Origin of the sequence: Sphingomonas sanguinis NBRC 13937, from assembly GCF_001591005.1 — a bacterium.
Taxonomy (GTDB): Bacteria; Pseudomonadota; Alphaproteobacteria; order Sphingomonadales; family Sphingomonadaceae; genus Sphingomonas; species Sphingomonas sanguinis.
Genome location: NZ_BCTY01000011.1, coordinates 61166 through 81399 on the forward strand (window position 1 = coordinate 61166; position 20234 = coordinate 81399).

13 protein-coding genes are annotated in these 20234 nt (G+C 66.7%); 7 read left to right on the forward strand and 6 right to left on the reverse strand.

Annotated elements, in window-relative coordinates:
• The first annotated feature begins 3 nt into the window (after positions 1–3).
• The gene (pcaF, locus tag SSA01S_RS07395; protein ID WP_061779868.1) at positions 4–1206 is read left to right on the forward strand and encodes a 3-oxoadipyl-CoA thiolase; all 1203 of its coding nucleotides are present in this window, start codon (positions 4–6) and stop codon (positions 1204–1206) included.
• A 45-nt stretch (positions 1207–1251) separates the two neighbouring features.
• Here the strand turns inward: pcaF and SSA01S_RS07400 are convergent, their stop codons facing one another.
• Together SSA01S_RS07400 and SSA01S_RS07405 are read right to left on the reverse strand one after the other, a co-directional pair.
• On the reverse strand, positions 1252–2370 hold the full coding sequence (locus tag SSA01S_RS07400) for an NAD(P)-dependent alcohol dehydrogenase (RefSeq protein ID WP_156477702.1): 1119 nt from the start codon (positions 2368–2370) through the stop codon (positions 1252–1254).
• 39 nt (positions 2371–2409) lie between these two features.
• Positions 2410–3867 carry a benzaldehyde dehydrogenase gene (locus SSA01S_RS07405; protein WP_217996049.1) on the reverse strand — a complete coding sequence of 486 codons (1458 nt, stop codon included), beginning with the start codon at positions 3865–3867 and terminating at the stop codon, positions 2410–2412.
• A 101-nt stretch (positions 3868–3968) separates the two neighbouring features.
• On the opposite strand from SSA01S_RS07405, the gene SSA01S_RS07410 reads away from it, so the two are divergent.
• Genes SSA01S_RS07410 through SSA01S_RS07420 form a run of 3 tightly spaced genes read left to right on the forward strand, consistent with a single transcriptional unit; the run spans position 3969 to position 7437 of the window.
• Positions 3969–6071: a TadE/TadG family protein gene (locus SSA01S_RS07410; RefSeq protein ID WP_244885609.1), complete on the forward strand. Its 2103-nt coding sequence runs from the start codon at positions 3969–3971 to the stop codon at positions 6069–6071.
• The gene (locus tag SSA01S_RS07415) at positions 6068–6664 is read left to right on the forward strand and encodes a TadE/TadG family type IV pilus assembly protein (RefSeq protein WP_061779870.1); all 597 of its coding nucleotides are present in this window, start codon (positions 6068–6070) and stop codon (positions 6662–6664) included. Before SSA01S_RS07410 ends, SSA01S_RS07415 begins: the two co-directional genes overlap by 4 nt.
• Positions 6661–7437, forward strand: coding sequence for a TadE/TadG family type IV pilus assembly protein (locus SSA01S_RS07420; protein ID WP_082794987.1), 777 nt, complete (start codon positions 6661–6663; stop codon positions 7435–7437). The genes SSA01S_RS07415 and SSA01S_RS07420 overlap by 4 nt, the downstream gene beginning before the upstream one ends.
• Before the next feature lie 78 nt (positions 7438–7515).
• On the opposite strand, the gene SSA01S_RS07425 is transcribed toward SSA01S_RS07420, so the two are convergent.
• Together SSA01S_RS07425 and SSA01S_RS07430 are read right to left on the reverse strand one after the other, a co-directional pair.
• Positions 7516–9813 (reverse strand): bifunctional diguanylate cyclase/phosphodiesterase, encoded by a 2298-nt coding sequence (locus tag SSA01S_RS07425; protein ID WP_244885611.1) that lies wholly within the window; start codon positions 9811–9813, stop codon positions 7516–7518.
• Between the two features lie 212 nt (positions 9814–10025).
• Positions 10026–12380 (reverse strand): bifunctional diguanylate cyclase/phosphodiesterase, encoded by a 2355-nt coding sequence (locus SSA01S_RS07430; RefSeq protein ID WP_061779873.1) that lies wholly within the window; start codon positions 12378–12380, stop codon positions 10026–10028.
• Positions 12381–12617: 237 nt separating this feature from the next.
• Between SSA01S_RS07430 and SSA01S_RS07435 the strand changes: the two genes are divergently transcribed.
• A complete protein-coding gene (locus SSA01S_RS07435) occupies positions 12618–13805 on the forward strand; it encodes a DUF2252 family protein (RefSeq protein ID WP_061779874.1) in 1188 nt (395 codons plus the stop codon).
• A gap of 71 nt (positions 13806–13876) precedes the next feature.
• Positions 13877–15199: an oxygen-independent coproporphyrinogen III oxidase gene (hemN, locus tag SSA01S_RS07440; protein ID WP_061779875.1), complete on the forward strand. Its 1323-nt coding sequence runs from the start codon at positions 13877–13879 to the stop codon at positions 15197–15199.
• Between the two features lie 6 nt (positions 15200–15205).
• On the opposite strand, the gene SSA01S_RS07445 is transcribed toward hemN, so the two are convergent.
• Together SSA01S_RS07445 and cydD are read right to left on the reverse strand one after the other, a co-directional pair.
• The gene (locus tag SSA01S_RS07445) at positions 15206–16807 is read right to left on the reverse strand and encodes an amino acid ABC transporter ATP-binding/permease protein (RefSeq protein WP_061779876.1); all 1602 of its coding nucleotides are present in this window, start codon (positions 16805–16807) and stop codon (positions 15206–15208) included.
• On the reverse strand, positions 16804–18435 hold the full coding sequence (gene cydD / locus SSA01S_RS07450) for a thiol reductant ABC exporter subunit CydD (RefSeq protein ID WP_061779886.1): 1632 nt from the start codon (positions 18433–18435) through the stop codon (positions 16804–16806). Before cydD ends, SSA01S_RS07445 begins: the two co-directional genes overlap by 4 nt.
• A gap of 124 nt (positions 18436–18559) precedes the next feature.
• Between cydD and SSA01S_RS07455 the strand changes: the two genes are divergently transcribed.
• Complete coding sequence (locus SSA01S_RS07455; protein ID WP_061779877.1) at positions 18560–20128, forward strand: cytochrome ubiquinol oxidase subunit I; 1569 nt, start codon at positions 18560–18562, stop codon at positions 20126–20128.
• Positions 20129–20234: the final 106 nt, after the last annotated feature.

Sequence of the window (20234 nt, forward strand, 5' to 3'; positions counted from 1 at the left end):
CTCATGACCGCCGCTTTTATCTGCGACGCCGTTCGGACCCCGATCGGGCGGCTGAACGGCGCGCTGGCCGATATCCGCGCCGACGATCTCGCCGCCGTGCCGATCCGCGCCCTGGTCGAGCGTAACCCCGGCGTCGACTGGAGCGCGGTCGACGACAGCATCCTCGGATGCGCCAACCAGGCGGGCGAGGACAATCGCAACGTCGCGCGCATGGCCGTATTGCTGGCGGGACTGCCCGAGGCGGTGCCCGGCACCACGGTCAACCGGCTGTGCGGATCGGGCCTCAACTCGGTCGGCTGCGCGGCGCAGGCGATCCGCTCGGGCGATGCCGAGCTGATCATCGCAGGCGGCGTCGAGAGCATGACCCGCGCGCCCTATGTCATGGGCAAGGCCACTTCCGCCTTCGACCGCGCACAGAAGATCGAGGACACCACGCTCGGCTGGCGCTTCGTCAACCCGGCGATGAAGGCGGCCTATGGCGTCGACACGATGCCGCAGACGGGCGAGAACGTCGCCGATCAATGGCGTATCTCGCGCGAGGATCAGGACCGGTTTGCGCTGGCCAGCCAGCAAAAGGCCGCCGCCGCCATCGCCAGCGGCCGGATGGCGGCCGAGATCGTCCCGGTCACCATCCCCCAGAAAAAGGGCGAGCCGCGCGTCGTCACGCAGGACGAACATCCGCGCGCGACCAGCCTTGAGGTGCTCGCCAAGCTGAAACCTGTCGTCCGCGCCGATGGCACCGTGACGGCGGGCAACGCCTCCGGCCTGAATGACGGGGCAGCCGCGATGATCGTCGCATCCGAAGCGGCGGCGGGGCGACACGGCCTGACGCCCCGCGCACGCATTCTGGGCATGGCCGCCGCCGGGATCGCGCCGCGCATCATGGGCGCCGGTCCCATCGAAGCGGCGCGCAAGCTGTGCCGCCTGACCGGCATCGCGATCGACGATCTCGATGTGATCGAACTCAACGAGGCCTTTGCCAGCCAGGCGATCGCGACTCTGCGCGACCTGGGGCTCGCGCAGGACGATCCCCGCGTGAACCGCAACGGCGGGGCTATCGCACTGGGGCATCCGCTGGGGATGTCGGGCGCGCGGATCGTCATGACCGCCGTCGAGGAACTGCACCGGACGCAAGGGCGCTACGCGCTGGCCTTCATGTGCATCGGCGTGGGCCAGGGTATTGCCCTGATGATCGAGCGGGTCTGACACCCGAAACGGGCGGGGGCACGGCGTCCCCCGCCCCGCTTCCCGTCAGGCGGGCAGCCGCAGAATGGGCTTGATCGTCACGCCGCTCTCGCTGTCCGCGACCGCCTGGTTGATATCGGCGAAATCGTAGAATTTCACCAGCCGGTCGAAGGGGAAGCGCCCCTGGGCGTGGAGCGCGATCAGCTCGGGGATGAAGACCTGCGGCACGACGTCGCCCTCGACGATGCCCATGATGCGCTTGCCTGGCACCATCACCATGTTCACGTCGAAGCTCGCCTCGGTGCCCAGCTTGGGCGCGCCAACGATGCCGCAGGTGCCCAGGATGGTCAGCGCGTCGATCGCCTGGCGCAGCACCTCGGGCCGGCCGCTGCTCTCCAGCGTGAAGTCCGCGCCGCCGCCGGTGATCTCGCGGATCGCCTCCACCGCATCGGTCTCGCGGCTGTTGACGACATGCGTGGCGCCCAGTTGCTTCGCGAGATCGAGCCGACTGGGCGTCACGTCGACCGCGATGATCGTGGTCGCGCCCGCGACGCGCGCGGCCATGATCGCGCTAAGGCCGACCGCACCCGAACCGAAGGCGGCGAAGCTCGCCCCCGACGGCACCTTCAGCGCGCGCAGCACGGCCCCTGCCCCGGTCTGGATACCGCAACCGAGCGGCCCGAGCAGCTCGAGCGGCGCATCCTTGGCCACCTTCACGATGTTGCGCTCATGCGCCATCGCAAAGCTGCCGAACGAGGACTGGCCGAAGAAGTGATCGTGCAGCACGCCGCCATGCGCATCGCAGGTGGCCGTCGAGCCGTCCTTGCGCCCGCCGCCGAAGTTCAGCGCGAAGAAGTCGCCGCAATGTGCCGGATGGCCGGTCAGGCACGGACCGCAGACGCCGCACGACGCGAAGCTGAGCACGACATGGTCGCCCGGCTCGACAGCGGTCACGCCCGGCCCCACCGCCTCGACCACGCCCGCGCCTTCATGGCCGAGGACGGCGGGCAGCGGCACAGGGTAATATTGGTCGCGCACGATGATGTCGGTGTGGCACACCCCCACCGCCACGATCCGCACGAGCACCTCGCCCCCTTGCGGTGACGCGATCTTCGCCTCCTCGATCGCAAAGGGTGCCCCCTGGTCGCGAACCACGGCGGTGGTGATGCTGCGCATCTCAGTCATTATCGTCTCCTGCATCATGTTGTGTGGTTGGAAGGGTGCTTAGAAGGGATAGGCGGGTGCAACGCCCTTCACCGTCACCCACTGCCAATGGGTGAACTCCTCCCAATTGGCCGGGCCGCCGATCGCGGAGCCGTTGCCCGAGGCACCCACGCCGCCAAAGGGATTGACCACCTCGTCGTTCACCGTCTGGTCGTTGATGTGGAGCAGGCCCGCGCGCAGCCGCTCGCCCAGCGCCATGGCACGGCCGACATCCTTCGAGATCACCGCCGCCGACAGGCCATATTCGGTGTCGTTGGCGAGCGCGACCGCCTCGTCATCCGTATCGAACGGCACCAGCACCGCGACGGGGCCGAAAATCTCCTCCTCGAACGCCGCCATGCCCGGCTTCACCCCTTCCAGCACGGTCGGGGCGAGGCATAGTCCTTCGGCCTTGCCGCCCGCCAGAAGGCGCGCGCCGGCGGCGACGCTGCGTTCGACGATATCGACCGCATGGTCGAGTTGCGGCTGGCTGATCAGCGGGCCGATCGCGACCGTGCCCGACATCGGATCGCCCACCGGCAGCGCCTTCGCCTTCTCGGCCAGTCGGGTAGCAAAGGCGTCGAAGATCGCACGATGCACCAGGATGCGCCCCGCCGTCATGCAGATCTGCCCCTGATGCAGCCATGCCCCCCAGGCGGCGTTGCGCGTCGCGAGGTCGAGATCGGCATCGTCCAGCACGATCAGGGTGTTCTTGCCACCCAATTCCAACGAGACCTTCTTGAGGTGACGGCTCGCTGCCTCGCCGACCTTTCGGCCCGCCCCGGTCGAGCCGGTGAACTGGATCATCGCGACATTCGGGTCCGCGCAGAGTGCCGCGCCCGCCTCGCCGCCGCCGGGCAGCACGGACAGGACACCAGCGGGCAGCCCCGCCAGCTCGAACAGACGCGCGATCACCAGACCGCCGCAGATCGCGGTGCGCGGGTCGGGCTTGAGCATCACCGCATTGCCCACCGCCAGCGCCGGCGCCACCGCGCGCATCGCCAGATAGAGTGGGAAGTTGAACGGCGCGATCACCCCGACCACGCCGAGCGGACGACGGCGCGCCAGGCTCAGCCGCCCCGGCTCGCTGGGCAGGACCAGCCCCTGCGCCTGATGCGGCATCGCCGCCGCCAGCTCGATCGCCTTGATCGTGATCGCCAGCTCGAACTCCGCCTTGGCGCGCACGGAGCCGCTTTCCCGCATGGTCCAGGTCACGATCTCCTCGGCATGCGCCCGCGCCAGCGCCGCCGCCTGGACGAAGACGCCCGCCCGGACATCCGCCGTCGCCGCGGCCCAGCCCTGCTGCGCGGCGCGAGCCGCCGTCGCCGTTTTGGTGACCGTGGCGGCATCGACCGAGGCGGCCCGCGCCAATACCGCGCCAGTCGCCGGTTCGAGGACGTCATAGCCTTGGCCGCCCTCGATCCAGTGTCCGTCGAAGAACCGGCCGTCGAGATGCGCGGCGTCGAGCAGGGATGTCATTTCGCTCTCCATCATGATCGTTGAGATGTGGGACGGCGCGGTGCCGAATGGCTCTGCGTTCAGGCGTTCATTATGGCGTAGGTGCGGCCAGCAGCCGGCCGATGACGCTCCGAGCCAAAGAAAACCCGCATCGGGCCTGCCGAGAAGGGATGTGGGACAGCAGGTCCTTGGGATCGCCCCAGGCGCCACTTGGACCGGAATCGATCCTGCCCGACGCTCCTGAAAAGGTCGGCATGCCGAACACCATCGAGTGGCGTGATACCCATCATACGCTTCCTCTCCACAGGATATCGCATTCGGTCGTTGCGACTGGTCCGCAGCTGTCGCCGTTGTGGTGGCAAGCATGTCGGGGACGGCGCGGTCCGTCCAACACCAACTTCATATCCAAACGATACCCGCAGGGTTATCGAGCGTACGCCGCCCTGCCCCACAGGCCGCTCGTCAAGATCGCCCCCGCCTTTGTAAACCTACCCTTTACGTTATGCCGATACGGCCGCCGGATGAACTGCCGATTTCCGTCTTGTGGTTTGCCCCGACTGCGGTGGCCATCACGTTCCACGGAGTCAGGTGTCCTGGCCGGACTTACCGCCGATCGGCGCGGCAATGTCATGATGCTATGGGCGTTTTTCCTCATTCCACTCGTCGCGCTCATCGGGTCGGCCATCGATCTCGGCACCGAATATGTGACGCGCAAGCAGATGCAGATCGCGTGCGACGCGGCGGTTCTGGCGGGGCGACGCGCAATGACCAACGGCACCGTCGACGACGGCGTGAGGGCCGAGGCCGCCAAATTCTTCAATTTCAACTTTCAGCAGGGCATGTACGGATCGAAGCCGTTCACGCCTTCCATAACCAGCACCACGGACTCCAAGACAACCGTCGTCATCAATGCCGCCACCACGGTTCCGACGTCGGTGATGCGGATATTCGGCTTTGTCGAGCTGCCGGTCAGCGTCAGCTGCAATGCGTCCCAGGATTTCGTGAACACCGATATCGTCTTCGTGCTGGATACGACCGGCTCGATGCGGGACAAGGCGACGTCCAGCGACTCCCAGACCAAGATCGAAGCGCTGCGTTCGGCCGTGCTGGCGCTGTACGATCAACTGGAACCGATTCAGAAGCAACTGACCGCTTCGGGCATGCGCCTTCGCTACGGCGTCGTTCCCTATGCCAGCGCGGTCAATATCGGTGCAGCGATCCGTGCCGCCAATCCCAATTACATGCTGTCAGGTCCCTGGACCTATCAATCGCGACAAGTCGTGACCGAAAGCATGAGTTCCCGAAGTTGCTCCAACCGCTATGGCAGCTACAACTCCCGAAGCGGTCTTTGCACCTACTTCCAATATCATCCGCGGACGTTCGACACCTCGCAATATGTGTCCGGCGCGCGCGTCGATGTGGCCAACCTGATCGGTACAGCCGATGACAGAGGCATTACGCCGGTCCAAACCACCACCAGAAACGTCACTTGGGCGGGGTGCATCGAAGAGCGGCAGACGGTACGCATGGGGTCCAACGATACGGCCATTGCGAGCGGCGCCACCGATCTCAACATCGACCTGATACCGAACAACACGGAAACCAAGTGGAAACCCTATTGGCCGGAGGTTGAGTACACCAGTTATCCTGCGCGAACGTACAGCAACGACCCCTTCAAGCCACAATTTGCTTGCCCGTCTGCGGCCGCATCGATGCAGGGATGGTCCAGGGACGACCTGAACAAGTATCTCAACACCCTTAATCCCGATGGCGGCACCTATCACGATAATGGAATGATGTGGGGTGCCCGCTGGGCATCTTCGGGTGGCATCTTCGGTAGCAACAACCCGGAAACGTACAACATGATGCCCGTCAAGAAGTACATCATCTTCATGACGGATGGGCTGTTCGACACCGGCTACGCAAGCCTCTATTCTTCCTACGGCGTGGAAAAGCTCGACGCACGAGTCACGCCCGGCGGACAATATTCGGATGAGAACGACCAGCTTGCCCGCCACAAGCAGCGTTTCAACCTGTTGTGCTCGCGGGCCAAGTCCATGGGATATTCGATCTGGGTGATCGGCTTCGCCACCACGCTCGACTCGTCGCTGACCAATTGCGCGAGCACGCCCAGCCAGGCCTCCACCTCGTCGAACCAAGCAGAGTTGATGGCGCGCTTTATCGAAATCGGGAAAAATATCGGCGCGTTGAGACTGACCCAATGAGGCCGAGCCATAAGGACGCGCTGCGCCGTATCGGTGGCGACCGTTGCGGCGCCACGGTGGTGGAGTTCGCCCTGATCGCGCTCCCCGCCATCGCGATCATGGGCGGCCTGTTCGACCTGGGCTATCGCCAATATGTCGCCACGCAGGTGCAGGATGCCCTGGATCGCGCAGCCCGGCGGGTCACGATCGGGACGGGTACGACGGCGGCGCAATTGACGGCCATGGTCGGCGAGAGCGTCAAGGCAATCTCCCGGGACGCCGACGTCGTCGTCGTGCCCACCAGCTATGGCAAATTCCAGCAGGTCGCCAAGCCCGAGCCCATCACCACCGACACGCAGCCGCTGGGGCAGTACAACGCCGGGGATTGTTTCCGGGACATCAACGGAAATGGCGTCTGGGACGCCGATGGCGCACGTGCGGGCACCGGCGGTTCGGATGACGTGGTGCTCTACACCGCGACCGTGACCTATCCCGAGATCATTCCCATGAGCCGGTTGATGGGATGGAGCCCGGTAACGACGCTGACCGCGACCACGATGTTGAAGAACCAGCCCTATGCCTCGCAGGCGGAGCCGGTGATCCAATGCGGATGAAGCGCCTTGCGGAACGGTTTGCCGGTGCGGCGGTCGATGGGCGCGGCGTGGCGATGATCGAGTTCGCGCTCGCCGCGCCCATGATCCTGCTCCTGGGTCTGGGCGGCGTGGAGGTCGGCAATTACGTGCTGGCCAATTTGCGCGTTTCGCAGATCGCGATGGCGGTGGCGGATAATGCGGGTCGGATTCGGACCACGATGGACGAGGCCGATGTCACGGAGATTATGATCGGCGCCATGAAGATGGGGGAGCCGCTCTCTTTTGCGGCCAGGGGGCGGATCATTCTGTCCGATCTCGAGCAGCGCACCACGACCACGGGCTCGGGGGGCCAGGGCCCGGTATCCGCCGGCAACCCCAATGGCTATCGTCAATGGTTCCGCTGGCAGCGCTGCGCCGGCGCCCTGGCGGCTTCGTCCTCGCTCGGCGCGCCCAAGAACGAGGCCGGTGGCCCGATCACCAATCTGGACGACACCACGAACGCCGATCATGGCGCGGTCGAAGGCGCTTCGACCATGGACGGTGTGGGCACGCCGGGGAAGCAGATTGCCGCCACGGGCGGTACGGCGGTGATGGTGGTCGAGGTCATCTATGATTATCAGCCCATCGCCCCGGTCAGCTTGGTCACCGCCGCACTCGGCAACCTGACGATCAGGCGCGTCCTGGCCTTCAATGTCCGCGAACGGACCAGCTATTCGCTGCGGAACGACGGAAGTCTGACGGGAACCAAACGCGCCGATTGCCAGATTTATGGCGCGGCGGTTCCGACCGTGTGAGCCGGTTAGGCATCGGTAAGATCTGACCGACCGTGGAACAACTTGCACCACGGAAGGCAGCCGTGAATGTCGATGTCCTTATGCCGCGTGCGAAGTGGATTGCGGGAGCGCGACACTCTCGTTGGGCTGCATCAACCCAGGCCTCCCCAGCAGATATCCCTGCGCTTCGTTGCACCCTTCCGCTCGCAGGAATTCGAGCTGCGAACGCGTCTCCACGCCCTCGGCAAGGACGGGGATGGATAGGCTTTCGCCCAGTGCAAGCACCGCTCGAATGATCGCGGCCGACTGCGGCGCCACGTCCAGTTCGGTCATGAACGAGCGGTCGAGTTTGATTTTGTCGAACGGAAACGACCGTAGCGTCGAGAGCGATGAGTAGCCGGTTCCAAAATCGTCCATGGCGATCGACACGCCCAGCGACTTTAGCTGACGCAACACATGCGTCGTGCGCTCGGGGTCCGTGATCATCGCGGATTCCGTGATTTCCAGTTCCAGTCGGGCGGGGGCCAGGCCGGTTTCGATCAGGATCTGATGGACCAGCCGAGGCAGATCGACATGACCAAGCTGGACGGGTGAGAGGTTCACCGCAATCTTCCACGGCATGGGCCAAGTCGCCGCTTCCTGGCAGGCTCGCCGCAGGACCCACTCGCCAATCGGGACGATCAAGCCGGTCTGTTCGGCAATCGTGATGAACTCAAACGGCGAAACGTTCGTGCCATCGGGCTTCGTCCAGCGCAGCAGCGCCTCATAACCGGTGATCTCGCCCGTCTCGACCGATGCCTGGACCTGCCAGTGGATAGCAAACTGATCGTGATCCAGTGCGTCGCGCAGTTCGGTCGCGATCCGACGACGGGCGCGGACCGTTTGATCCATTTCCTCTTCATAAAAGCAAAAGTCGGTCGTGATGCTGGATTTCGCGCGGTACATGGCAAGATCGGCGTTGTTGATCAGCGCCGAAATCTCATCGGCATCCTGCGGCCACAGCGCGACACCCACACTCATGCCGCAGCTCAGCGTCGAGTGGTCATAAGCGACCGGCGTCGTAATGGCGCACCGCAGGCGATCGATCAGGTCGATCGCATCGTCATGATCCTCGATGCCGATCAAAGCGACGAATTCGTCCCCGCCCAGGCGCGCCAGAAACTCGCCGGGCTGTGCCAATTCCTTCATCCGCAGGCCGATGGTCGACAGCAAATGATCGCCGGCGGCATGGCCATGCGTGTCGTTGACCTCCTTGAAGCGGTCGAGGTCGATCGACAGCAATGCCAGGCGGCGCCCAGGTCCGTCTGGCGCCGCCTGGCGATGGGACCATTCCAGGAAAGACGTCCGATTGGGCAGTCCTGTCAGACTGTCGTTTCGTGCCAAATGCGCGATGCGTCGTTCCTGCGCCAGCCGCTGACGCACGTCACGAAGAGCATAGATCATGTACGACTTTTTGTCGTCGGTATCGACGCGAAGGGCGATCTCCACAGGCATGGTGGAGCCGTCGGCCACCTCCAGACTACGCTGCGCGAGGGTACCGGGCTCGACCGATCCAATGTCCGAAACCCAGCGTTGCAGGGACTGGCCCACCACACCCTCGTCGATGCCCAAAAGCTGCGTAAATGCGCCGTTCGCCGCGACGATCACGCCATTGCTTTCGATGATCATCGCATCGACGCTGCCCTCCATCACCTGGGCCATGCGGCGGCGCCAGGCGACATTGGCAGACACGTCTAGGACATAGGTGGCGAAACCAGTGCCGAGCACGAGCATGCCGACTGCCGCGACTGCGCACGCCATGATGATCGTCGCGCTCTGGCTGTCGGTCTGGCCATGTTCCGCCGCGGTGGGAAAAACGGCCAGAGCCGCCATGCCTGTGAAATGAAGCAGGACGATGCTTGTCATCACAAGCGCGGTTGCAGGCCATGGGCTACCCCGCTGGCCGGTCGACAAAGCGCGGGTGAAGGCCAGCGCGCCGAAGACAAGGGCAAACACAATCGACGCTGCCACATAGGCGGGCGACCATTCGACCAACCCTTTGGCCGCAAAAGCCATCATGCCGGTATAGTGCATGGCGGTGACCGCCAAGCCGAACAACAATCCTCCCGCCAGCGGCGCGAATGGCTGACGACGGACCGCAATGGTCAGGGCGATGGAACTGCCGATCATGGCAATGACGAGCGAAAGGGCGGTCAGCAGCGGGTCATAGGCCACGGCCACACCCGGCTGATAAGCCATCATAGCAATGAAATGCGTGCACCAGATCGTCGCGCCGGTCGATACGCCCCCCATGAAACCCCAGGCCAGATGCGTACCGGGGTCTGCGGTACGCAGCCGCTGAAGCAGCCTTACCTTGATCGCAGAGCCCGTCAGGCAGAATAGCGCAGCGAGCGCCACCAGTCGCAGATCATGATTTTCCGTAAGGCAAGTTAGAAAGCGCATCGGTCCTCCAGACCGGGCGACCTATATACATATGTTAAACCACTGTCTAAATTCGACAGTTAAAAGAGGTGGTTAACGGAATTTCAGTTTCGCTGCACCTGAATTTCAGAGCCTATAACCGGGTTGCACAGTCCTCAGCGGCACGCTTTCCGCCGCCGATCCGCACGTCACGCCACCTTCCCGGCATGGACCTGGTGCAGCGTGCCCATCTCCACCAGCGGGATGAGCGGGCGACCGATATGGTAACCCTGCGCAGCATCGCAGCCGATTTGTCGACACAAGGCGAGCTGTTCGGAGGTTTCGACGCCCTCGGCATGGGTGATGACGCCCAGCTCGCCGCCCAACGCCACCGTCGCCCGCAGGACCGCCATCGACCGCGGATCGCTCGCCGCACGCAGCACGAAGCTGCGATCGATCTTGATCCGGTCGAAACACAGGTCGCGAAGATGCGAGAGCGATGACTGCCCGGTTCCGAAGTCATCCAGGGCGACCTTGAAGCCCAGCTTGCGGATACGCTCCAACCGGCCTGCAACCGTTACCGGGTCCTGGATCAGCGCCGTTTCGGTAATTTCGATCTCCAGCCGCTCGGGGGCCAGGCCATTGACCAGGACGGCCTGGGCGAGATGGTCGAGCAACGCGTCCGATGCCAGCTGTGCGGCCGACACGTTGACCGCCACATACAGATGCGGCGACCAATCCACCATGTGTCGACATGCCTCGGCGATCACCCACCGTCCGATCTCCTCGATCAGGCCTGCCTCCTCGGCGATGGGAATGAAGACGTCGGGCGCGATCCAGCCCCGGACGGGATGCTGCCAACGCAGCAGCGCCTCGTAACCGCAGGTCACGCCGGACGCGAGATCGGAGATCGGCTGAAACGCCAGGTGGAAGCCGCCGTCCCTCACCGCGTCACGAAGGCCTTCGACGATCTCCTGCCGCTGGAGAAGCGCCTCGGTCATACCATGCTCATACCGATGGGCACGGCGGCGACCCGCCCGCTTGGCATCGTAGAGCGCCAGGTCGGCGCGTCGCATAAGCTCCTCGCCCGACAGCCCCGCCACCCATTCCGCCACGCCGATGCTGCACCCGGGAAGCAGGCGATAGCCGTCGATGGTGACGGCTTCCGCCATACGGGTCACGACCGTCTGAGCAAAGGCGGTGGCCTGGTCGATCGGCAAAGCCATGACGATCGCCATTTCGTCGCCGCCCATGCGCGCGACGAAGCTATCCGGCCCGACCAACCCACGAAGCACCGCCGCGCAATGGACCAGCAGCTTATCGCCGATGCCGTGGCCGAACGTGTCGTTGACCTGCTTGAACTCGTCGAGATCGATGAGCAGCAGACTGAACGTCTCCGCCCTGCCGATCATGGCCGATGTGCGCTCGTGAAGCGCCCGGCGATTGCCGAGGTCGGTCAGGGCATCGTGATGCGCATGATGGCTCAGCTTCCGGCTGGCCTGCCGCTCGGCCGTCACGTCGTTGAAGGTCAGGACGACCCCCTGCTCGATCACCGGGCGGCACTGCATGACATAGGTGCGGCCGTCCTCCATTTCGCACTCGCGGTCGAACGACCCACCGGTATAAACCCAGGATTTCATGGCCTGGCCGACAAGGGCGCGCTTGTCGGGATGCCAGTTCCGGTATCGCGCAATGGTGTCCAGAAACGTGTCGATCGTCACGCCGGTCCGGAGCGCTTCCGGCGGCGTATCGAATTGGGCCAGGAAACGCCGGTTATATTGGCGAAGCCGCCCCGCCTTGTCGATGAAGACCAGGCCGTCCGACATGCTCTCGATCACCGCCTTGAGCGTCTGCGCCTCGCGTTCGCGTCGCAACCGTGCCTGCGAGGCGGACAGGACGCCGCCCAGGCAGGCGATCGAGACGGCAAAGGCCGTGCAGGCCGCGACCAGGCCGGGCGACATGGCGCTGCCGTGTACGACAGCCAGCCGCGCGGTCACCATGTCCCCGGCCAGGCTGATGAAATGGACGGCGCACACCGCGCCCACAAAGGACATGCCAGTGGCCAGCCGCGGAAAGAGGGGAGCGCGACGGACTTGCCAGCCGACGAGGATCGCCGTCCCGATCAGCGCGCCGATCAGGTTCGTTGCAATGGAGAATGCGTGACCGCAATCGACCAGCGCCGACAGGCCGACGGCATGCATGCACCAGATGCCGAAACCGGCCGTCACGGCCAGAGCGACCTGCCTGCTCTGCTGCTCCACCCTGGCAAGCGCGGCGATGGGAAGCCCAACCAGCAGCACGCCCACCGCCGCAGAGATCGCCGTGCGGTACGGTGCATAGGTCAGGATCAAGTCCGGGCGATAGGCGGTCATCGCACTGAAATGAGTCGACCACACGCCCAGTCCTGCGGCCAGCGCCAGCCCTCCGTCGCGCCAGCCGATCGAGCTAGTGCGGGTATGGCGCACCTCTGCGGTGAGCAGCGCGACCAACCAGCCGGAGGTCAGGCAGATGCCGATGGCAACCGCCAGAAGGTAGGGGGAATAGGGCAGCAGGGAGAAGATCAAGGGGAGCCGATCGCAGCTGGGAGAATGACGACAGCTATCCCATCTCCTTATTAACAATCTATTTTAATGAGGCGCTTTATGAGCGCCGGTCGTGCCGTCGATCGAGCTTGGGCAAGGTGCTCAGGGCCCGAGCCGCAGAGGCAACCGCATCGGGTTCGCCATCACTCAGCAATGTTTTGTTACTTTTCCGACCGCTCCGCGTTTTGACGACCCTATCCTTCGAGGTTCCGACACCGCATGCCCCAGACCGCCGACCGTCCATCCATTCTCGCGGCCAAGCGCAATTTGAAGATGGCGCGATCCGTTCACACCTATGTTCGCGGCAATACCGCCAAATTCTATGAGTGGCTGGCAGGGTCTGAGGTGGCGCGGAGAGTGCCCGAAGGACCCCCCGTCTGGATTTGCGGCGATTGCCATCTCGGCAATCTGGGTCCGGTCGCCAATGGTGACGGTTCGGTCGACATCCAGATTCGCGACCTCGATCAGGCGGTGATCGGCAATCCGGCGCATGACCTGATCCGGCTGGGCCTGTCGCTGGCCACGGCGGCGCGTGGGTCCGACCTGCCGGGCGTGGTCACGATGCGCATGATGGAGGAGATGGTCGACGGCTATGCGACCGCTATGCGCGATCCGGCGGACGGCGATCCCGGTGTGGAGTCGGATATCGTGCGCAGCGTCGAGCGCGAGGCGCTGGGTCGCCGCTGGCGTCATCTGGCCAAGGAGCGGCTGGATGCGGTCGAGCCCCGCATTCCGCTGGGCAAGAAATTCTGGGAACTGGCCCCCGAGGAACGCGACGCGCTGCACACTCTGTTCGCGGACGACCGCGTCGGCGCGATGGTCCTGTCGCTGAAGGGCAAGCCGCAGGACCGCGAAGTCCGGCTGGTCGATGCCGCCTATTGGATGAAGGGATGCAGTTCGCTGGGCCTGCTGCGTTATGCCGCGATCGTGGCGTTGAAGACGCGCAAGGGCAACTGGTCCTATGCGCTGGTCGACTTGAAGGAAGCGACCGCCCCTATCGCGCCTGCCGCGCCGGGCGCGGACATGCCGGCCGACGATGCCGAGCGGGTCGTGACCGCCGCGCGCCACCTGTCCCCCTATCTGGGATCGCGCATGATGCCGGTCACCATGCTGGGCCGTTCGCTCTTCATCCGCGAGCTGACCCCACAGGATTTGAAACTGGAGGTCGACCAGTTCAGCCGGGGCGAAGCGATCCGCGCCGCCCGTCACCTGGCCTTCGTCGTGGGCGCCGCCCATGCGCGTCAGATGGATAAGGCCACGCGCGGCGAGTGGCTGGCGCTGCTCGACGCGGATCGGCGTGGTACGCTCGATACGCCGTCCTGGCTGTGGGAAAGCGTCGTGTCGCTCTCGGGGCGGCACGAGGCGGGCTATCTCGACCATTGCCGGCGCTACGCGCTGGCGGCGTGATGGGGCGCGTCCGCCCTTACTTTTGACGGCGATCAAAGGCCCGGCGACGGCCCTGGTGCAGAACGTGTCGCATGTGGCCCTATCACCCCGCTCTGCTCGCCCGGCCCGTGCCGCGCTATACCAGCTATCCCACCGCCGCCGAGTTCGGCGATCAGGTGGGGCATGGGGATATGCTTTCCGCGATCGAAGCGGTCGGGGCCGATACCCCCGTCTCGCTCTATCTGCACATCCCCTATTGCCGCGAGATTTGCTGGTATTGCGGGTGCAACACCGGCGCGGCGAACCGGACGGCGCGGCTCGATGCCTATCTGGCGCGCCTCCATGCCGAGATCGAGCTGTTCGCCCGGCACTTGGCGGGGCGGGGACGGATCGGCCGGATCGCCTTTGGCGGCGGCAGCCCCAATGCCATCGCGCCCACCGCCTTTGCGGCACTCGTCGCGCATCTCCGCACAGCCTTCTCGTGCGACGATGCCGTCCTATCCTTGGAGGTCGACCCGCGCGGCTTCGATGCGGACTGGGCGGCCGTCATCGGCGAGGTCGGGGTAGAGCGGGTCAGCCTGGGCGTCCAGACCCTCGACCCCGGCCTTCAGGCGGCGATCGGGCGGGTCCAGCCGCAGGAACAGGTGGTCCGCTCGGTCGAGCGGCTGCGCGCCGCCGGTGTCGCCTCGATCAATTTCGATCTGATGTATGGCCTGCCAGGGCAGGATGCGGGCCGGTTGGAGCAGACTTTGGAGCAGACGCTGATGCTTGCGCCGGAGCGATTGGCGGTGTTCGGCTATGCGCATGTCCCGCACCTGATCCCGCGCCAGCGCCGGATCGATGCTACGGCTCTGCCAAAGGCCGCCGAGCGTTTCGCCCAGGCGGCGCTGGCCCATGACTGGCTGACGGCGGCAGGCTATCGCGCGGTCGGCTTCGACCACTTCGCCAAGCCGGGCGATCCGCTGGCGCAGGCGGCAACGAAAGGCGAACTGCGACGCAATTTCCAGGGCTTTACCGACGACCCCGCTGAAATCCTGCTCGGCTTGGGCGCCAGCGCGATCAGCGCCTTTCCCGACCGGCTGCTCCAGAACGCCAAGAAGGCGGGCGAATGGCATGAGTCGATCCGCGCCGGTCGGTTCGCGACCGAACGCGGGCTCCACCGCGATCCCCTCGACCAGCAAAGGGGTAATCTGATCGCGGACATCCTGTGTCGCGGCGTCGCCGATACCGACAACCTGCCCGAACGAGACCTGATCCGCGAGCGGCTCGATCGGTTCGAGCAGGTCGGGCTGATCGCATGGCAGGGCTGGCAGTTGCGGCTGGCCGACGACGCGCTGCCCTATGCCCGCAGTATTGCCGCCGTGTTCGATGCGTGGCGGAGCGAGGACGAGCAGCGGTTCAGCCAGGCCGTCTGATCCGGATCAGGCGACGCAGCGTCGGAGCCCGGTCGTCACCGCGTGATGCCGGTCGCACAAAGCGGACAAGGTCGGACGGTGGCTGACCATGATCAGCCCCTGCCCGGTGCGCCGCAAGCGCGCATCCAGGCGGCGGGCGATCTCGGCCGCGACATCGGCGTCCAGCCCCTCACCCGGCTCGTCGAGGAGCAGCCAGGGCGCTTCGCCCAGATAGGCGCGCGCCAGCGACAGCCGCCGCCGCTCACCGCCCGACAGTCGGGCGCCGTCATCGCCCAGCCAGGTGTCGAGTCCCTGCGGCAAGGCCCGCACCACTCCATCGAGCGCGGCGTCGCGCAGCGCGTCCCAGAGACGCTCCTCGGTCGCATCGGGCACGGCCAGCCGCAGATTGTCGCGCACCGTGCCCGCCATCAGCGCAGCATCCTGCGGCGCCCAGGCAAAGGTCGTGCGCAGCGTCTCGGGCCCCAGCGTCGCCGCGTCCCGCCCGTCGATCAGAACCCGTCCCGGCGACAGCGCGCGCAGGCCCAGCAGTCCCTCGACCAGGCTCGTCTTGCCGGAACCCGATGGCCCGGTCAGCGCGACCCGGCTGCCCGGCGCGAACAGGTTGCCGTCGATGACCAGCATCGCCGCGCCGCGCGCTCCGGTCGCGGGCCGGGCTGTCTCCGCCGCTGCGAACACCGCGTCCAGTCGCACCTCGGCCTCGCGGAGGCGTCCCGTCTCGGTCATGGCGCGCAGCATCGGCGCGATCGCATCGACCGTCATCGCCGCCGCCAGCGCGGCGAGCGCCGCGACCGGAGCCCCCGCCCCCGCCGACAGGAGCAGAGCGGACGACGCCGCCAGCGCGACGCTGATCGCATGCAGCCCCTCGAACCGTGCGGCGACCGCTACCGCCTGCGCCTGCACGTCGGCCAGACGGTCGCCCGCCGCCGCGATTCGCGCGACCGCCCAATCCTCCAGACCGAAGCAGCGCAACTCGGCCGCCGCCCCGCCGCACATCGCCACCTCTTCGCGCAACACCCCCATCGCCTGCTGCACCGCGCGGCCGGGCTGCTCCAATCGCTTGGCCCAGACCCGGCCCAGGCCCAGAGCACCCCCGGCACAGGCCAGGGTCGCGACCATGCTCCACCATCCGCCAAGCCAGGTCAGCGCCGCCCCCGACACCAGCGCGGCGACCATGCCCCATGGCCCCGACAAGCGGACGAAGCGCCACTCCACGGCATCGACGTCGCCGATCAGCCGCGCCGTCGCCTCGCCCCGTCCCAGGCTCAACGCGACCGAAGGCGGTGTGGCGGTGATCGCGCGGTAAAGGGCGGGGCGCAGCCGGGCGAGCGCGCCGAACGCCGCGCCATGGCTCGCCAGCCGTTCGCCATAGCGCGCCCCGGTGCGCAGGATCGCCAGCAATCGGATCGCGGCGGAGGGCAGCATATAGTTGAACGCCTGTGCCGCCACGATCCCCGCTCCCCCGGCCAGCGCGGCGGCGGTCAGGAACCAGCCCGACAGCGCGAGCAGCAACACCGATGCAGCGGCGACCAGCGCGGCACACAGCCCCGCCCGGCGCAGGCGACGACGCTCCCGCTGGTGTTCGGCGGCGATCAGGTCGTGCAGCATCATGCGGCGGCTCCCAGACGAAAGACGCGCGTCGCGATGGCCGCGAGCGCAGGGCTGTGGGTGGCGATCAGGGTCGTCCGCCCCCGGGCGGCGACGGCGATGGTGGCGATCAGCGCCGCCTCGGCAGCGGCGTCGAGATGCGCGGTCGGCTCGTCGAGCAGCAGGAACGGCGCGGGCTTCAGCAGCGCACGGGCCAGCGCGATCCGCCGCCGCTCGCCCCCCGACAGACCACTACCGCGGGCATCGATCACCGCGTCCAGTCCGCCCGGCCGACGGCTAAGCATCGGCACCAGCCCCGCGGACACCACCGCGCGTTGGAGCGCCACGTCATCGGCCCGCGGATGCGCCAGCAACAGGTTCTCGCGGATCGTGCCCGCGATCAGCAGCGGATGCTGCCCCGCCCAGCTCGCCTGTCCCGCGAGCGATGTCAGCGGTGCACCGCCCGCCTCGACGCTCCCGGCGGTCAGCGGCGCGAGACCGAGCAGCAGGTGCAGGATGCTGGTCTTGCCGCTGCCCGACGGGCCCAGCAAGGCCACCATCTCGCCGGGCTCGATCCGCAGCGACAGGTCCGACACGGCGGGCCCGTCGCTGCCCGGATAATGGATCGTCACATCGCGCAGGTTCAGCGGCGCGGCCGCCGCGACAGGCTCGGCGCGCTCCGGATCGGCGATGGCGATCAGCGTGTCGGCCGCCGTCTCAGCCGCCTGCTTGTCGTGATAGGCGGCCGCCAGGCGACGCATCGGCGCGTAGAATTCGGGGGCCAGCGCCAGCACGAAGAAGGCGCGGCCCAGCGTCAACGCCTCCGGTGCAGGAAAGGGCAGCAGGCCGAGCAGCGAAAAGCCGCAATAGACCGCGACCAGGGCCACCGACAGCGCCGCGAAGAACTCCAGCGCGGCGGAGGACAGGAAGGCGACGCGCAGCACGCGCATCGTCCGGTCGGCCAGCTCCTGCGCCGCCGCACCGATCGCCTCGGTCTCCCGCGCCTCAGCCCGGAAGGCCAGGACGACCGGCAAGGCCCGCACCCGGTCGGCGAAGCGCGCGGACAGGCGGTGCAGCGCGACGAACTGCCGCCGCGACTCGTCCGCCGCCGCGCCGCCCGCCAGGATCATCGCCGCGATGAAGGGCAGCAGCGTCGCCGCCAAGATCAGCGCGGCCACCCAGCTGGCGCAGGCCGTCGCGGCCAGCACCAGCATCGGCGCGCTGGCGGCGGCGCGGCGGGCCGGAAGGAAACGGGCGACATAGCCGTCCAGCGCCTCGACCGCGTCCACGGCTTGCGTCGCCAGCAGGCCACCATCGATCGGGGCACCGGCCGCACGGTGGAGCGTGGCGCCGACGACATGCCGTCGCTGCGCCCGCTTGACCTCGCCCGCCCGCGCCGCGCCGCGCCGCAACGCCAGCGTCGCGAACAGCCCGCGCAAGCCGCCCATAGCCAGCGCAAGCATGGCCCAGGGCCACACTGCCCCCTGCCCCGCGACCGCCGTCACGCCGCCCGCCAATCCCGCCGCGAAACCGGTGGCGGCCAGCGTATCGAGCAGCAACAGACCCGACGCGCCGTCCCGACGCCCGGCGGCGTCGTTCAACCAGCGATTACGCAATCTGGCGGCCAGCGGAGCATGGGCAATCGTCGTCATGGCCCGACCCTCGCCCCCATCGGCCGCCCCGTCTTTGACCATGGTCAATGTCGACGGAGGCCTCCGCGCCTAGCGAGTCGACACGCAAGGGGCCGGGGGGCGGCTCCTTCAATGGAGACATGCTATGGACCCCGGGGTCATCGACCTGTCGCGGCTGCAATTCGCGGCCACCGCGCTGTATCATTTCCTGTTCGTGCCGCTGACACTCGGCCTGTCGATGATGCTGGTCATCATGGAGTCGGTCTATGTCATGACCAATCGCCCGGAATGGCGCGTGACCACGCGCTTCTGGGGCAAGATCTTCGGCATCAACTTCGTGCTGGGGGTCGCCACCGGCCTGACCATGGAGTTCCAGTTCGGCACCAACTGGTCCTATTTCTCGCATTATGTCGGCGACATCTTCGGCGCGCCGCTGGCGATCGAGGGGCTGATGGCCTTCTTCCTGGAGGCGACGTTCGTCGGGCTGATGTTCTTCGGCTGGGACCGGCTGTCGAAGCTCGGCCATCTGATCATCACCTTCATGACGGCGCTGGGCACCAATCTGTCCGCGCTGTGGATTCTGGTCGCCAATGGCTGGATGCAGAACCCGGTGGGGGCAAGCTTCAACCCCGATACGATGCGCATGGAGGTCACCGATTTCGGCGCGGTGCTGTTCAACCCGGTGGCGCAGGCCAAGTTCGTCCACACGGTCAGCGCAGGCTATGTCTGCGCCTCGGTCGTGGTGCTGGGCGTGTCGGCCTTCTGGCTGCTGAAGGGACGGTTCCTGCCCATCGCGCGCCGCTCGATGACGGTGGCGGCGGCGTTCGGCCTCGCCTCCTCGCTGTCGGTCGTCGTGCTGGGCGATGAGAGCGGCTATGCGCTGACCGACAACCAGAAGATGAAGCTCGCCGCGATCGAGGCGGTCTGGCACACCGAGCCCGGCCCCTCTGGCCTCACCCTGTTCGGCCTGCCCGACACGGTGGCGCGCGAGACGCGCTACAAGGTCGAGATTCCCTGGGTCCTGGGCCTGATCGCGACGCGCAGCCTGGACGGCACGGTCGCGGGCATGTCCGAACTGGTGCTGAAGGCGCAGGAACGCATCACCTCGGGCGTGATCGCCTATGACGCGGTCCAGCGGCTGAAGGCGAACCCGAACGACGTCGCACAGCGTGCCCGGTTCGAGGCGCACAAGCGCGACCTGGGCTATGCCCTGCTGCTCAAGCGGCAGATGGTCGACCCGCGCGCCGCGACTGCGAAGCAGATCGAGGCGGCGGCATGGGACACGGTCCCCCATGTCGGCCTGCTCTTCTGGAGCTTCCGCATCATGGCGGCGATCGGCTTTGCGATGATCGCATTGTTCGCCACCGCCTTCATCCTGTGTTCGCTCAGGATGCACATGGACGCGCGCTGGTTCCTCCGCCTCGCGGTGGCGGCGATCCCGCTGCCCTGGGTTGCGATCGAGCTGGGCTGGCTGGTCGCCGAACTGGGGCGACAGCCCTGGGCGATCGAGGGCGTGCTGCCGACCTTCCTCGCGACCAGCTCGCTGTCGCGCGAGGCGCTGTGGACCACGCTGGCGGGCTTCACCGCGCTCTACGGCGTGCTGGCGGTGATCGAGGTCCGCCTGATCCTCGCCGCCATCGCGCACGGCCCCGAGGAGCGGGACGACCAGCCCGCACCCGGCCCGATCCCCGCCGCCATTCCCGTCACCGCCTGAAGGAGGCCAGGACATGTTCGACTATGAGATGTTACGCCTGATCTGGTGGGCGCTGCTGGGCGTGCTGCTGATCGGCTTTGCACTGACCGACGGGTTCGACCTGGGG